Annotated in this window: 11 protein-coding genes; 6 read left to right on the top strand and 5 right to left on the bottom strand. The window is 44.6% G+C overall.

The features are described 5' to 3' along the window. The first annotated feature begins 31 nt into the window (after positions 1 to 31). The 5 genes from AC0L13_RS04710 (at position 32) to AC0L13_RS04690 (ending at position 5,786) form a co-directional block, all read left to right on the top strand. A complete protein-coding gene (locus AC0L13_RS04710; RefSeq protein WP_473644480.1) occupies positions 32 to 790 on the top strand; it encodes a C40 family peptidase in 759 nt (252 codons plus the stop codon). Positions 791 to 987: 197 nt separating this feature from the next. Further along, positions 988 to 1,590 carry an ECF transporter S component gene (locus AC0L13_RS04705; protein ID WP_473644478.1) on the top strand — a complete coding sequence of 201 codons (603 nt, stop codon included), beginning with the start codon at positions 988 to 990 and terminating at the stop codon, positions 1,588 to 1,590. Between the two features lie 24 nt (positions 1,591 to 1,614). Continuing rightward, entirely contained in the window at positions 1,615 to 2,382 is a 768-nt protein-coding gene (locus tag AC0L13_RS04700; RefSeq protein WP_473644476.1) for an energy-coupling factor transporter transmembrane component T family protein, read from the top strand. Next, positions 2,379 to 4,037, top strand: coding sequence for an ABC transporter ATP-binding protein (locus tag AC0L13_RS04695; protein ID WP_473644474.1), 1,659 nt, complete (start codon positions 2,379 to 2,381; stop codon positions 4,035 to 4,037). Before AC0L13_RS04700 ends, AC0L13_RS04695 begins: the two co-directional genes overlap by 4 nt. 165 nt (positions 4,038 to 4,202) lie before the next feature. Continuing rightward, positions 4,203 to 5,786 carry a SulP family inorganic anion transporter gene (locus AC0L13_RS04690; RefSeq protein ID WP_473644472.1) on the top strand — a complete coding sequence of 528 codons (1,584 nt, stop codon included), beginning with the start codon at positions 4,203 to 4,205 and terminating at the stop codon, positions 5,784 to 5,786. Positions 5,787 to 5,831: 45 nt separating this feature from the next. On the opposite strand, the gene AC0L13_RS04685 is transcribed toward AC0L13_RS04690, so the two are convergent. The 5 genes from AC0L13_RS04685 to AC0L13_RS04665 all read right to left on the bottom strand — a co-directional run bounded on the left by AC0L13_RS04685 (position 5,832) and on the right by AC0L13_RS04665 (position 12,708). Beyond that, positions 5,832 to 7,805: a TRAP transporter permease gene (locus AC0L13_RS04685; RefSeq protein WP_473644470.1), complete on the bottom strand. Its 1,974-nt coding sequence runs from the start codon at positions 7,803 to 7,805 to the stop codon at positions 5,832 to 5,834. 69 nt (positions 7,806 to 7,874) lie between these two features. Further along, on the bottom strand, positions 7,875 to 8,879 hold the full coding sequence (locus tag AC0L13_RS04680) for a TAXI family TRAP transporter solute-binding subunit (RefSeq protein WP_473644468.1): 1,005 nt from the start codon (positions 8,877 to 8,879) through the stop codon (positions 7,875 to 7,877). Between the two features lie 233 nt (positions 8,880 to 9,112). Beyond that, complete coding sequence (locus tag AC0L13_RS04675) at positions 9,113 to 10,216, bottom strand: amidohydrolase (protein ID WP_473644466.1); 1,104 nt, start codon at positions 10,214 to 10,216, stop codon at positions 9,113 to 9,115. Between the two features lie 111 nt (positions 10,217 to 10,327). Then, on the bottom strand, positions 10,328 to 11,611 hold the full coding sequence (murJ, locus tag AC0L13_RS04670; protein ID WP_473644464.1) for a murein biosynthesis integral membrane protein MurJ: 1,284 nt from the start codon (positions 11,609 to 11,611) through the stop codon (positions 10,328 to 10,330). Then, positions 11,608 to 12,708 (bottom strand): glycosyltransferase, encoded by a 1,101-nt coding sequence (locus AC0L13_RS04665; protein WP_473644462.1) that lies wholly within the window; start codon positions 12,706 to 12,708, stop codon positions 11,608 to 11,610. The genes murJ and AC0L13_RS04665 overlap by 4 nt, the downstream gene beginning before the upstream one ends. A 367-nt stretch (positions 12,709 to 13,075) precedes the next feature. Between AC0L13_RS04665 and AC0L13_RS04660 the strand changes: the two genes are divergently transcribed. Next, positions 13,076 to 13,972 carry a C40 family peptidase gene (locus tag AC0L13_RS04660; RefSeq protein WP_473644461.1) on the top strand — a complete coding sequence of 299 codons (897 nt, stop codon included), beginning with the start codon at positions 13,076 to 13,078 and terminating at the stop codon, positions 13,970 to 13,972. Positions 13,973 to 14,088 lie beyond the last annotated feature (116 nt).

The following is a 14,088-nucleotide window of genomic DNA, read 5'->3' as shown; positions in this document are numbered from 1 at the left end:
ATAGAAGTTTGTCTAAGAGGGGGAAATATGCGTGAAAAAGAAAGTTTTTTCGGTGATGGCCACTTTTGCTCTTGCGACATGTATCGCTGCCGGCAATGCGGAAGCCGCCACTGAAGAGTACACTGTTAAAACTGGTGATTCCCTATGGAAAATCGCTTCCCTGCATAAGTTGACTGTAGATGAATTGAAACAGATGAATAATCTTACTTCTGATTCCATAAAGGTTTCTCAAAAACTGCTCGTGAAAAAGCCAGCTGCGACGAAGCAGCCAGAGAAACAAAACACTGTCGGTACGAAAGAGATCAATAAAGGCTTGACGGTCGCGAAGTCGACTTCATCTACAAGCTTCTTCAAATCGGTTGAAGAAAAGGACAAGCCTCTTTTGCCGAATTTGTCGAAATCAGCTCAAGACATTCAAATTGCGTCTGTCGAAGTGGCACTGCCGCTTCTTGATACGCCGTATGCATGGGCCGGTGTTACTCCTGAAGGGTTCGATTGCAGTGGATTCATCTATTATGTGTTCACAAATGCAGGACTCCAATTGCCAAGATTGGACACTGTCAGCATGTTCATGAATTCACAGCCTGTGGACGAGCCAGTTCCAGGAGATCTCGTTTTCTTTGAAAATACGTATCGCGAAGGCATTTCGCATGCGGGCATTTATATAGGTGACGGCATGTTCATTCATGCCGGAACAAAAAAAGTTGAAATCACAGCAGTCGATTCCGCTTACTGGAAAGACAAATTTGTCGGCTTCACCCGCTTCACCCAACTTCAATCAGTTAGATAACAAGCATCAGACCAAGAGATGAACTTCTCTTGGTCTTTTTTTAATGTCCGTAAGTTTGGACGCCCAAATAGAGTTGCCCGCATAAGATGAGAATAAGTAGATATTTTTAAAAATTGCTTCCCTATTTCTTCATATTAGATTAGTATAGTCATGTGTCATGACATCTATCTTGATTATAAAAGAAAAGGAGAATACAAATGAAAAAGAAGCGTATGTGGTCATTGCAGTTTTCAACGGCTGCATTTGTATTGATTCCAGCGGCGGTTGGCATTAACTTTTTGGGGAAATTATTTGCAGATGTTCTGAAACTGCCATTATGGATTGACGCCATCGGGACAGCTCTTGCAAGTATGCTTGCAGGCCCGATTGTCGGCGCAATTGTAGGGATTGTCAATAATATCGTCTATGGGTTTACAACGAATCCCGTTTCGTTCGTATATGCAATTACCCAGGCTGTTATCGGAATCGTCGTCGGGATTATGGCGTATAGAGGGTGGATTTCGAATATCGGTAAAGCAATCGTCCTTGGGGTAGTCGTTGGATTCATCGCGGCCATCGTATCGACTCCTCTCAATATTATCTTTTGGGAAGGGACGACCGGAAACGTTTGGGGCGATGCATTATTTGCAACGATGCTTGCAAAAGACATGCCGCTTTGGCTCGCTTCATTCGCGGACAGCATCGTCGTCGACGTGCCCGACAAAGTGGTCACAGTACTGCTCAGTTTCTTGATTTTCAAAGGGTTACCGAAAAACGTGAAGCTTATGTATAACAACCAAAGTGATATTGAAAGATTGTAAGCATTCCCTGCAGGAGGGATTCGAATGAACAACATGACATTATACGTGCATAGGAATTCACCGGTCCATCTAGCGGATCCTTTGACAAAGCTTTTATTCGTCTTCATTTCCATTGCATCGTCATATATTTTATCTAACCATCTAGCCGTGTTCGGAATCCTTCTTTTCACATTCATCATCTTGTCCATCGGCAAAGTGGCCAAATCCATTTTGCCGGTTATCGGGGTCAGCTTTCTATTAATTGTCTCGATCATCATCGTTCAAGGTTTTTTTCATCCCGATCGAATGACGGTCCTTTTCGAAATTGGTCCGGTAGCGATTTACAAGGAAGGCTTTTCAATCGCCTTTCTCATCACGCTCCGGGTCGTCAATATGGTCGCAGCTTTCGGCGTACTCATTTTGACGACGAAGCCTGATGATCTTGTTGAAGCATTGCTGCAAAAAGGTATGTCGCCGAAGTTCGGTTATGTGTTGCTGTCAGTTCTACAGATCATCCCGCAAATGGTTGCTTTGACTGGCAGAATAACTGATGCACAGCGGGCTCGAGGCATGGAGACGGAAGGCGGACTTTGGATGCGATTCAAGTCATTCCTTCCCCTCCTTGGTCCAGTCGTCCTGAATTCACTTACAGAAACGCGCGAACGGTCTATCGCACTAGAAATTCGCGGATTCAATGCCAAAGGGAAACGGTCTTTTTTATATGAGAGGGCAAACTATCGATATCGGTTGCCGCTGCGAATTGCATTGATCGCCTTCTTTTTGGCTGTCATCGTATGGAGGGTCATTTCATGAGTCTTTTACGTGTAGAGAATTTGAAATATAAGTATCCAGATAGCTCCCATTTTGCACTCAATGATATTTCATTAACAGTGAAAAAAGGCGAATTCATTGGAGTCGCCGGCATGAATACAGCCGGGAAGACGACATTATGCTACGCGTTGAGCGGGCTCGTCCCCCACTTTTTTAAAGGTGCCTATGGAGGCGATGTGTATATTGGCGACATGGATGTTTTATCACATGACATAAGTGAAATTACCGCTCGTGTCGGGCTCGTGTTCGAAAATCCTTTCTCGCAAATGACAGGAGCCAAGTTCACTGTCTATGATGAGATTGCGTTCGGACTGGAGAATCAAGGCGTACCACGTCATGTCATGCATGAGCGGATTCGTGAAAGTTTGAAGATGCTTGATATTGAAGGATTGCAAGAGAAGAATCCATTTTCGTTATCTGGCGGACAAATGCAGCGTGTCGCCATTGCAAGCGTCATCGCCATGAAACCTGACGTCCTTATTCTTGACGAACCGACTTCCCAGCTTGATCCGCAAGGTGCTGAGGAAGTGTTCCGCATCGTTGAAAAGTTGGCAGATGGCGGAATGACGATTATTATGGTGGAGCAGAAAATGGAGAAGCTTGCGGCATACGCTGACAGGATTCTCTTGATGCATGACGGAAAGTTAATCGAAGATGGAAAGCCTGACCAAGTCTTTTCAAGAGAAGATTTGCATGAATTCGGCGTCGAACCTCCTGTCTACGTAAAGATTGCACGAGCTCTTAGCTTGCGGAATGAAGCGACGGGATATTATCCAATATCTTTAAATGAGATGCCAATGGAGCGGGAAATTCAATTTCAGCCGGTAGATAAAATGGATTCAAATAAAATAACGACTGCTACCCTAACTGTCCGGAATCTTCATTTCAGCTATGAAAAGGGGCGGGATGTCATTCGCGGACTGAACGTCTCGTTGAGTGGTGAGCCAATTGCGATTATCGGGCAAAACGGAGCCGGAAAAACGACGTTCGTAAAACTATTGAAAGCATTGTTGAAGCCTGACTCCGGTGAAATTTCACTGAATGGAATGTGGTTATCCGAAACGACCGCTGCTAAATTGGCAAGCCGGATCGGACTCATTTTCCAAAATCCAAACGACCAGATTTTCAAACATAAAGTGATCGATGAAGTAATGTTTGGTCCGTTGAACATCGGACAAACAGAGGCGGAAGCTCTTGCAAATGCAAAAGAGATGCTTGCGCTAGTCGGCCTTGCGGATAAAGCGGAAGAGAGTCCGTATGACTTGAGTCTTGCGGAACGAAAAATGGTAGCGATGGCGTCGATACTTGCAATGGATACAAATATCGTCATTTTCGACGAACCGACGATGGGACAGGATGCATGCGGGAAGGCGAAGGTGAAAGAAATCATTCATTCGCTCTATGAAAAAGGCAAGCTAGTCATCTGCATTTTGCATGATATGGATTTTGTCGCGGAAACATTCGGAAGGACGATTATTTTCAGCAATGGCGAGATGCTTTTCGACGGTGAGACTCGCGAGGCGTTTGCTCAGGAGGAAGCATTGCGGGTTGCGAGGGTCGAGCAGCCGCATATTACGAAGCTAGTGAAACGATTGGGATATGATCATATTGTATTGAAAGAAACCGAACTTGCATAGATTTTTGAGGGGCAGTCCAGAAAGACAGCAAAACTGACTTTTTGCGGCGGCCCTCTGTTGTAGTAAGCGTAGGACTATCGACTTTTAGTATGGGACCTTGTCAGCACTGCGTTTGTCAATTATAATGAAGATAGGAAATATTTTTACAAATACAGTGGAAGAAGTGTGACCGCCTTGTTCAAAGATCAGCGTTTTGTTGATTATAATGCGTCTGGATTTCGGAAAGATTTACTTTCAGGGATCACTGTCGGTATCGTAGCCATTCCACTCGGGATGGCTTTTGCAATTGCCTCAGGCGTTAAACCGGAGTATGGCTTATATACGACGATCATTGCCGGATTTCTCGTCGCCCTCTTAGGTGGATCCCGTTTTCAAATTGCCGGTCCGACGGGTGCTTTCATCCCTATCCTTCTAGCAATTGTCCTGCAATATGGCTATGAAGACCTTTTAATTGCTGGGTTTCTAGCAGGTATTTTCCTAGTGATCATGAGTTTTGCAGGCATTAGCAATCTCATTCATTTTGTGCCTCGCTCTGTAACGATCGGGTTCACTTCAGGAATTGCAATTATCATTTTCACAGGGCAATTCGGAAACTTCCTCGGCCTTTCAGGATTGGAAAGCAAGGAGTTCTTTCATGAAAATATGACCGATGTCGCTAAGCATCTTCATACGATAAACGTCTTCAGTGTGCTCACCGCAGTAATCGGTCTAGCTATGATTTTCATTTTGCCGAAAGTCGCTCCTCGACTCCCGTTGCTGCTCTTCGCTCTATTAATTCCAACCATAGTATCCGTCTTGTTGTACCCCGGAAAAGTGGAGACGATCGGCACTGCGTTTGGCGGTATTCCTCAATCATTACCGGGTTTCCAATTTCCCCAAATCACATTGTCCAAACTAGTAAGCCTTTGGCAGCCTGCATTGATTATTGCCGCGCTCGGTGCAATCGAATCACTGTTGTCGGCAGTCGTTGCAGATGGCATGAAAGAGGGACCGAAGCATGACTCGAAGCGGGAGCTGTTCGGTCAAGGAATCGCGAATATTATTTCTCCGTTATTCGGGGGTATTCCCGCGACAGGCGCGATTGCGCGGACAGCGACGAATATCCGTTCAGGCGCTGTCAGTCCAGTTTCAGGCATGGTGCAAAGTATTTTCGTCTTATTGTTCATTTTAGTTTTTGCGCCGTTCGCTTCTTATATTCCATTGGCAGCGATGGCTCCTATTTTAATGTTCGTCGCTTGGAATATGAGTGCAAGAAAAGCATTCATTCATATTTTGTCCGTCAGATCTAGCGATTCAATCGTACTGCTAACGACATTTTTACTTACGATTTTCATCAATTTGACAGTAGCTGTCCAAGTCGGGATTCTATTAGCAGCTATTTCGTTTTTGAGAAAGATGAGTGGCAAGCTTCATATTGTTTCAGACAAAATTTCCGATGTTGAAACTTATAGATTCGGAGAAGATATTACGAAGTTTATAATTGAGGGACCGTTGTTTTTCGGGACAGCAAAGGCGTTTGAGGATAAGATGCCCGACATCCTTTCGAAAGGAACAGCTAAAATCATTTTGGATTTGGAGCATCTATCAATGATTGACGCGACGGGCGAGGCTGCGCTATCCGCTTTATTAGATGGCGCTAGCAAAAAGAATGTGAGAATTATTGTGAAGAAATTGCCGAAAGAGAAGCTGTCTTTGTTTAAGAAGAGCGGATTGTATGACCGTATAGGCGAAGAGAATTTCTTCATGTAAAATACGTAAAAAGCTGTCACCCATTTTCGGGCGACAGCTTTTCTCTTATACAACAACTTCTTTAACAGCCTGCTTTTCCTCTTCTTCCGGCCTTTTCCTCTGAATGAACCAGATGATCGCGATTAGCAGAAGTCCAATAGCACTTGATACCAACTCCGGGATGATAAGCATCAAACCGGCACCAAATAGGACAAACCGTTCCCACATGCGTGCATTCCGTACGAAGAATCCAATGACAGCGCTGCTGACCCCCATCATGCCAATCAACGCGGTGACGATGGCAAGTATGAGCTTCACTGGAGTGACATCAACGAAGACGAGAATCGGATTATAGATGAATATATATGGAATGATGAAAGCGGCAATCGCCAGCTTTACAGCGGTTACTCCCGTCTTGAACGGGTTCGCCTTGGCAATCCCTGCTCCCGCATAGGCTGCTAAGCAGACCGGCGGCGTTATGTCCGCTACGATTCCGAAATAGAAGACGAACATATGTGCAGCAATCGGCGCAATGCCGAATTCATTGATGAGCGCTGGAGCTGCAATCGTTGCAGTTACAACATAGTTGGCGGTTGTCGGCAATCCCATTCCTAACACAATACAAGCAATCATTGTGAAGAATAGCGCCAAAATCAAATAGCCATTTGATAGGGCGATAATGCCCGAAGCAAATTTTGCTCCTAATCCGGTCATACTTACAACACCTGCAATAATGCCAGCTGTTGCAACAGCCGAAATGACAGGAAGAGCTACCCTTCCTCCTTGCTCCAGTACATAAATGACTCTTTTTAAACTAAACTCTGATTCCTTTCTGAAATACGCATTGAAAATCCATATAACGACAGCGGAAAGGATTCCGAATAAAGCAGCACGCTGCGGTGTGAAGCCGGACATGATCGTAACGATGATGACTAAGAGAGGAATGATCATGTAACCATCTCGTACAAAGATTTTCTTGAAAACCGGCAGCTCGGACTTTGGCAGCCCATGAATTTTTAGCCGTTTTGCCTCGAAATGCGTTCCGATGAAAATCCCCGTGAAGTACAGGATAGCCGGGATAAGAGCAGCCAGCATAATCGTTGAATAGCTGACGCCAAGGTATTCCATCATGATGAAAGCAGCAGCCCCCATCATAGGAGGCATGATTTGGCCCCCTGTCGAAGCGGATGCTTCTGTTGCTGCAGCGAATTCCGGCTTAAAACCAGCCTTTTTCATCATTGGAATCGTAAAGCTTCCAGTCGCCACAGTGTTTCCGACGGAGCTTCCAGATACTGTTCCTTGAAGTGCGCTTGCCACAACAGCTGTCTTCGCGGTTCCGCCTGTATAACGCCCGGTTAATGAAAACGCCAGATTGTTGAAGAACCTACCGATCGGCGTATTGACAAGAAGAACCCCGAAAAACAGAAACAGGAAAATGAATTTCGCGGAAATTTGAACCGGAGTTCCGAAAACACCACTTTCGCGATACCAAAGGTTCGTCATCGTCCGGTCAAGCGAAAATCCTTGGTGAGATAAGATACGAGTCGGAACAAGGTTTCCGTACATTGCATAGAGCATCGCGATACTCGCAACGATGACGATAGGAAGACCAACTGTCCTTCGTGTCGCCTCTAATACGAGTAATACGCCCAGGATAGAAATGATGATATTTATTGAGCTATAGCCCGATACCCTGCTTTGGAGAATGGAATCGTAAAAAAATATTTTATGATACGCCACATACATTGCCGTAAACGCCAGCAACACATCATACCAAGGGACTTTTTTCTGCGTTTTTCTCCATGCCTTCTTTGCCGGATACAGAAGGAATATGATCCCTAAAGCTGTACCAAGATGGATGGCTCCTTGCTGTTGCGATGGCAGAACACTCGTTGCCCCCGTATAGAGATGGAAGATTGTGAGTGAAACTGCAAGAAAGGTAACGACGTATGCCCATCTACCGATTTGGACACGGAACTGACTTTCCTTGTCAAATTTTTCAAGTATCTCTTGTGCATCTACCACCTTATGATTTTTCATATTTTGCCGCCTTTCTCGATCTGACTATATTATGTTGGAATGAACCGGTTTACCGTCTCAAATTAACCTTTATTTCACATCTTCAAAGCTGCTGATTTTCGTTTTTTCTCTCGTTACAATTTGGACGACTTCTGGATAAATATGTCCGATGAACGCTGCGTTTTCCACAGGATTACCTTCAAAATCAGCTTTTCCGTTTCGAGCGTTCAGTGCAGGAACATGGACCGTCATGCCCAAATCCATTTGGCCTTGGCTAATTGACGATAAGTTTTCTACAGAAGCCCCTGTTTCCATATTTGTAACGTTAATACCGTCAATATACTTATTCCAAAGGTTTGCCATCTCACCGCCAAGCGGGTAATACGTTCCTCCTTGACTGCCTGTGCCTAGCGTAAATTCTTCTTTTCGATCCCCTGCTGTAGCTGTCAGTTCGGCCACTTCATTATCGACCGTCAAACCTTGTTCCTCGTAATACTTTTTCGCGCCAGGGTGGATTAACAGCCCTTCAGCACCATTCAATGCATTTTCCAAAATCATTTGTTTTGCTTGCGCATGCGTATTTTCGCTTGCATTTTCAATCATGCTTTTTGCTAATTCATAGCCGAGTTCTTCGTCGATCGTGTCTGTGTTACCCATTAATATAGCGTAGGCTGTTACAGTCTCCACATCTTCTGTCAAAAAATCGTAGGAATCCTTAGGAATTGTGAAACGTTGATAGCCCGATTCTTCTTCGATTTTATTAATTGCTTCATCAGATAGGCTTAACATTTTCACGTCTCCTGCAGATGCTTGCAAGCTTTCGATACTTGCCGCTGGGAGACCCAAAATTCCGATTGAGATGTCGATATTGCCGTCTTGAACGCCGTCAGCTGCATCTCCGAAACCTTCTTGGAACGCTGTATAGTCGCCGTCACCAATTCCATAAGCATCCAAAATGATTTTGGAGAGATTGTTCGTTTCACTTGCTGGCGGGCCGATTGCAATATTCTTTTTCCCGCCTCCACTACACGCTGATAAAACAAGCAAAGCACCTAGCAGCATGAACATTAATACTTTTACACGATTTCTTTTCACTTTCGTTCCCCCTCATTTTTTCAATTTCCCTTCTCGTAAGCGCTTACAAAAATGAAGAAAAATGGAGCTCTTATGGAGGTATTGACGCTATGAAAAAAGGAGTCTATCAATAATTATACTTAAATATGCTCAATAAGCAATTAAATTTCACTTAATTCTGATTAAACTTAATAGATGATATATTGAAAAATTCCATCCTCCCGGCGCTCGTCCGGTAGATGGAGTTTTTGTTTTTATACGCCAAATGAAGCTTTTGCCAACGTCGCCGCCAACACTTTCGCTCCCATTTCGAGCGCATCTCGCTTAAATGTCATATTCGGATGGTGAAGGCCTGGACCTAGATCCGCTCCTATCCCGATCATGGCTGCTTTTAGCTCAGGATTGTGAATCGTATAAAAATGAAAGTCATCGCTGCCTGATGTGATAATGGCAGGTGCAAGCGCCTCTTCCCCAAGCGCCTCCACAATCGCTTCCTTCGCAATAGAAGCGGCTTCTTCGGACACTTCTGCGGCAGGCGTATAATCCGACCAATTCAATTCGATCTGTACACCGTATAGCTGTGCGATCGAATGGATTCCAGCATCGATGCGCTCCTTCAATTCATTCAGCACCGAGTTAGACTGGGCACGAGTATCAATAGCAAACAGGGCATTCCCTGGAATGATGTTCAGGCTTTCGCCACCCGCCTGTACTTTCGTCAATTTTGCAGAATATGCTTCATACGGCGAGAAGTGGATTGTTTTCAGGAATTGTGCAATCGCGAATATCGGATCAAGCGCATTCTTCCCTTGCTGCGGCCGTGCACCATGAGCATCCGCACCTATCACTTTCCCTTCAAGGAAAAGTGCAGCTCCATGATGGATCGCAGGCGATATTTTGCCGAAAGGAGTCTCTTCTTGCGGCCGTAAATGTACGCCGAATAAATGGGAAACACCATCGATCGCTCCCCTTTCGATCATCGATTTAGCCCCATTCCCTTTCTCTTCCGCCGGCTGGAAAATGAAACGGATGCGACTGCCTAATTGTCGCTCTTGCAAAAAGGAGAGCGCGCCGAGCACCATTGACATATTGGCGTCATGCCCGCACGAATGGTTCGCCCGGAAAACACCGTCCACCTCTTGCCAAAGCGCATCGATATCGGCCCGTACTGCGATGATCCGATCCCCGCTTCCGATTTCCGCCACTACGCCAGTCACATCATCGAATGTATGGTGCTGTACATTCATTTTCGTTAGAATTTCAGCAATCTTCTTCGTCGTTTCAACCTCTTTCCAACTAATTTCTGGATTCGCATGAAAATGGTCGAACCATTCCCCTATCTGTTTTTCAATAGACATCGTCATCTCTCCTAATCTCGTTTCTTCTTTTATTCAGAATAGCTCAAATCGATGTGGAATAATAGATAAAAAATATCCCGCACGCAGTCGATCTGCGGCGGGATATATTGTTTACAGCTTCCATTTCAACCTTGCATAAATAACGAGCATGAGTAAGTTGATAGCGGAGCTGATGACGGTTCCGTATGCGATTGCTGTAGGACCGAGAGAGTCGATGAACAAATAAATGATAGCAATATTAATGCCTAGCACACTGATAAGGCTGAAGATGACAGGCAGCATCGAGTTGCCTTTTGCGTAATAGAAACGAGTCACATATGTGTTCGCCGCAAGGAAGAACATTGACAACGCGAATACCTTGAAGATCGGAACTGTAATTAACACCGATGCTTCGTCGAATTCTCCACGTTCGAAAATGATACGAACGAGCGGATCTGCGAAGAAATAGGCGACTGCTGTTGCGGGTGCAATTAATGCAGCTAGCAGGAGCATTCCTTTTTTATACAGTTTCTTAATCGTTTCGTTATCCCCTTCGCCTTCCTTCTTGCTTAACATCGGATAGATAACAGTCGTGACAGCTGTCATCATAATTGCTTGTGGGAAGTTACTCAGCTTGGACGCGTAGTTGACAGCTGAGATGACGCCTTCGCTTAATCCAGCGGCAGCAATTCTATGGATGAACGCATAGAATTGCATCGATGCGCCGCCTAGTAGAATCGGCAATGCGATGATCCATACTCGCTTCACATCTTCCGACTTGCCAAGTGTTGGCTTCAGTGAATAGAGCTTGCTTTTTTTGATGCCAGCGAATAAAAAGACGCCCATCAGCACCGCACCTAATAAAGCTCCGATTCCGTATGCAGTCGGACCGTACCATTTGACGAGAGGTGCAGAAATGATGACGAATGCAGCATTGTAAACGAGGATTGCAATACTCGACAGCTTAAATTTATCGTTCAGATTCAATAAACCGCTCATCCATGTCGAAAGAACGAGAATGATCGTTGAAGGCATCATCCATAGGAATAGCGTATACGTCAATTCAAATTGTGAAGGCGATAAATCATTAAATGCGATCCGCAATAATGGGCCTGCAAAAATAACAGCAAGGACCGTGATAATCGTCGCGGCCATCAATACCGACGTGAACATTCTCCGGACGAAAATTTCTTTATCTGATTTCGATGAATGATAAACGGAAATGAAAGCCGTCGTCAGCCCACCGCCTACGACGAGGTAAATGAAATTCGGAATCGTATAGGCAGTAGCAATTGCATCCGCCGCTGCGCTTGTCCCGAACTGTTTCCCGATGACCACTTCACGCAAAAAGCCAAAAAGCCTAGCAACGATATTGATGATGGCAACTGTGCCGATGATTTTCATCATTCTACTCATTTTGCATTCTTTCCTTTCGACACAGCGTCATAGATTGCCGTCAATCGTTCGGCAATGACATCATACGTATGTTCCGCCACTTTATCTTCGGCGATTTTCTGTCTCGCTTCCGATGGCTCTTCCAATGCTAGTTTCAATCCGACCGCAAGAGATTCCGGGTTTTTCGGTTCAACTAGAATACCGGCTTCATTGTCAAGTAGGAATGAAAGGCCACCGACGTCAGTTCCGACTACCGTTGTTCCGACCGCCATCGCTTCGAGCGCAACAAGCCCGAAGCCTTCATGATGAGAAGGCAAAACGAAAACATCCGCTGCAGCTATCCATTTTGTAATTTCCTTCTGTGGCAACGGTTCCTGATGGGAAATCCGGACATCGTTCGACAGCAGCCGCTTCGCCAATGTTTCCATGAATCTTTCGTCTTTACTCGACCCGATCATATGAAGTGCAGCCTCAGGATGATCTTTACGCACGATGTGGAACGCATCGACAAGGTCGAGCACGCCTTTCGCTTCGATCATATTCCCGACGAATAATAGTAGTTTTTCGGTCGAAGGAATGCCCAACTCTTTACGCGCAGCTTCTTTCGGCATCGGTTGGAAGATCTCCGTATTGACACCCATGCTCATGACGTGGACATACTCTTCCTTTACACCGAATCTTGTGATGACATCGTTCTTCAATCGTTCCCCTACCGTAATGACCGCTTCCGCCCCTTGTAGGACCTTTCGCGTATAATCCGCGATACGCTCACTTTTCGCGGCCATTTTATCGATATCTCCGCCATGCACGGTCACAACGTACGGGATTCCGAAAAGTTTCTTTCCTATTAATGAAAGGACTCCTGTCGGAAATGCGTAATGTGCATGTGTCAACGATAGATGCCTTTTATTGCGTAATAAAAAACCGATCGACTTTAGAAACCAAGCTATATATTTTTTCAAAGTGGCGGCTTTCCCTTTTCCTGGCTCATCGATTGCAATAAGATCGACTTGAATTCCTTTTGAGCGTAACAGCTCCACCTGATTTTTAACGAAAATACCGAACGTCGGGTGCTTCTCCGAAGGGTACATATTGCTGAAAACTGCGATTCTGCGCATTTATTTCTCATCCCATCTACTGTAAGTCTTTACTCTATACACATTAAACGATTATACCATAAGTATGTTCCTTTCATTTTTGTAACATGTCTGTCATATACCATTTTCGCTAGGTTGAAAATCAGGGTGAAATACCTAAAAAAATGATGAAAATTGATGAATAACAGTAGTTTTTTATTATAATTAAACTTTCCTACAAAATTCACCCTTTAAGAAACGTTGATATGAGCGCATTTTCGACACTAGTCGAAGAATGTAACGTTATTGTAATGTAACTGTAACCGAAATGAAGGTTTAGCTATGGTAGGATGTTCTCAGATAAAAGCACACTGTATGTAAACGTGCGAAAGGGGAATTTGGGAACCATATGAAGAAACTGTTTTTCTCGTTTTTGGCATGCTTTTTGTTAGCAACGTCCATACCAGCCATGGCCTCAGCGAATTCACCGACTTCGCTCGTCAGTACAGCGCGGACCTACATAGGAACGCCTTATGCCTATGGAGGCACAACCACTTCCGGATTCGACTGCTCAGGATATACGCAATTCGTCTTTAAAAAGCAAGGCATCAATATTCCAAGATCGACTGGCGAACAGTTTGCTATGGGAACAGCTGTTAAGAAAAGCGATCTTAAAACTGGAGACCTTGTCTTCTTCAACACTTTCGGGAACAGAGTCTCACACGTCGGAATCTATATCGGCTCCAGCAGATTCATCCATGCTTCGACATCCAAAGGTGTCATGATTTCTTCCGTCAACGACCCTGCATACTGGGCTAAACGTTATTTAGGCGCACGTCGCGTCGCGGATTTCAAGAATGACAAAACAGTCGCCTTCGAAGAACCGACGGCAACTGCACCTAACTATGTATCTCGCGCTAAAATAGCAGAGACGCTCGTAAATGAACTTGGCCTAGAATCAAACGCGACTGATGTATCATTCTCTGACGTAGCGGCAGATCATCCACAATACGAGGCAATCTCGAAAGTAGCAAGTGCCGGTCTATTTACCGGAAATGACGGGAAATTCAATCCCGATGATTCATTGACTCGTGCGCAAATGGCAAAAGTCATCGTAGAAGCTTTCAATCTACAAGGTTCTACAAATACATCTTTCACTGATGTTCCTGCAGATCATTGGGCTAATGAATATATCAATATACTAGCCTATAACCATATTGCAAGCGGATATGAAGATGGATCTTTCGGTCTTAACGATAAATTGACTGAAAAGCAGTTCCAGAAGATTCTTGATCGTCTTCATTGATAGCCTAAAAACCGGGTGTTCCGTAGTATTGGACACTCGGTTTTTTTCAAAACAACTCTATTAAAATAGTAAATTCTCTATAGATTTACGTTGATAATACTGGTAAACTTAATCTA

Source organism: Sporosarcina sp. QA0331, assembly GCF_055808055.1.
The sequence above is the reverse complement of the archived record's forward strand: the minus strand, read 5'-3'. Positions and strand labels throughout refer to the sequence as shown.

Coding starts and splice junctions, on each gene's coding strand:
- AC0L13_RS04685 (WP_473644470.1), bottom strand. CDS start 7,805: ATGAAAAATCATAAGGTGGTAGATGCACAAGAGATACTTGAAAAATTT.
- murJ (WP_473644464.1), bottom strand. CDS start 11,611: ATGAGTAGAATGATGAAAATCATCGGCACAGTTGCCATCATCAATATC.
- AC0L13_RS04675 (WP_473644466.1), bottom strand. CDS start 10,216: ATGTCTATTGAAAAACAGATAGGGGAATGGTTCGACCATTTTCATGCG.
- AC0L13_RS04665 (WP_473644462.1), bottom strand. CDS start 12,708: ATGCGCAGAATCGCAGTTTTCAGCAATATGTACCCTTCGGAGAAGCAC.
- AC0L13_RS04700 (WP_473644476.1), top strand. CDS start 1,615: ATGAACAACATGACATTATACGTGCATAGGAATTCACCGGTCCATCTA.
- AC0L13_RS04660 (WP_473644461.1), top strand. CDS start 13,076: ATGAAGAAACTGTTTTTCTCGTTTTTGGCATGCTTTTTGTTAGCAACG.
- AC0L13_RS04705 (WP_473644478.1), top strand. CDS start 988: ATGAAAAAGAAGCGTATGTGGTCATTGCAGTTTTCAACGGCTGCATTT.
- AC0L13_RS04695 (WP_473644474.1), top strand. CDS start 2,379: ATGAGTCTTTTACGTGTAGAGAATTTGAAATATAAGTATCCAGATAGC.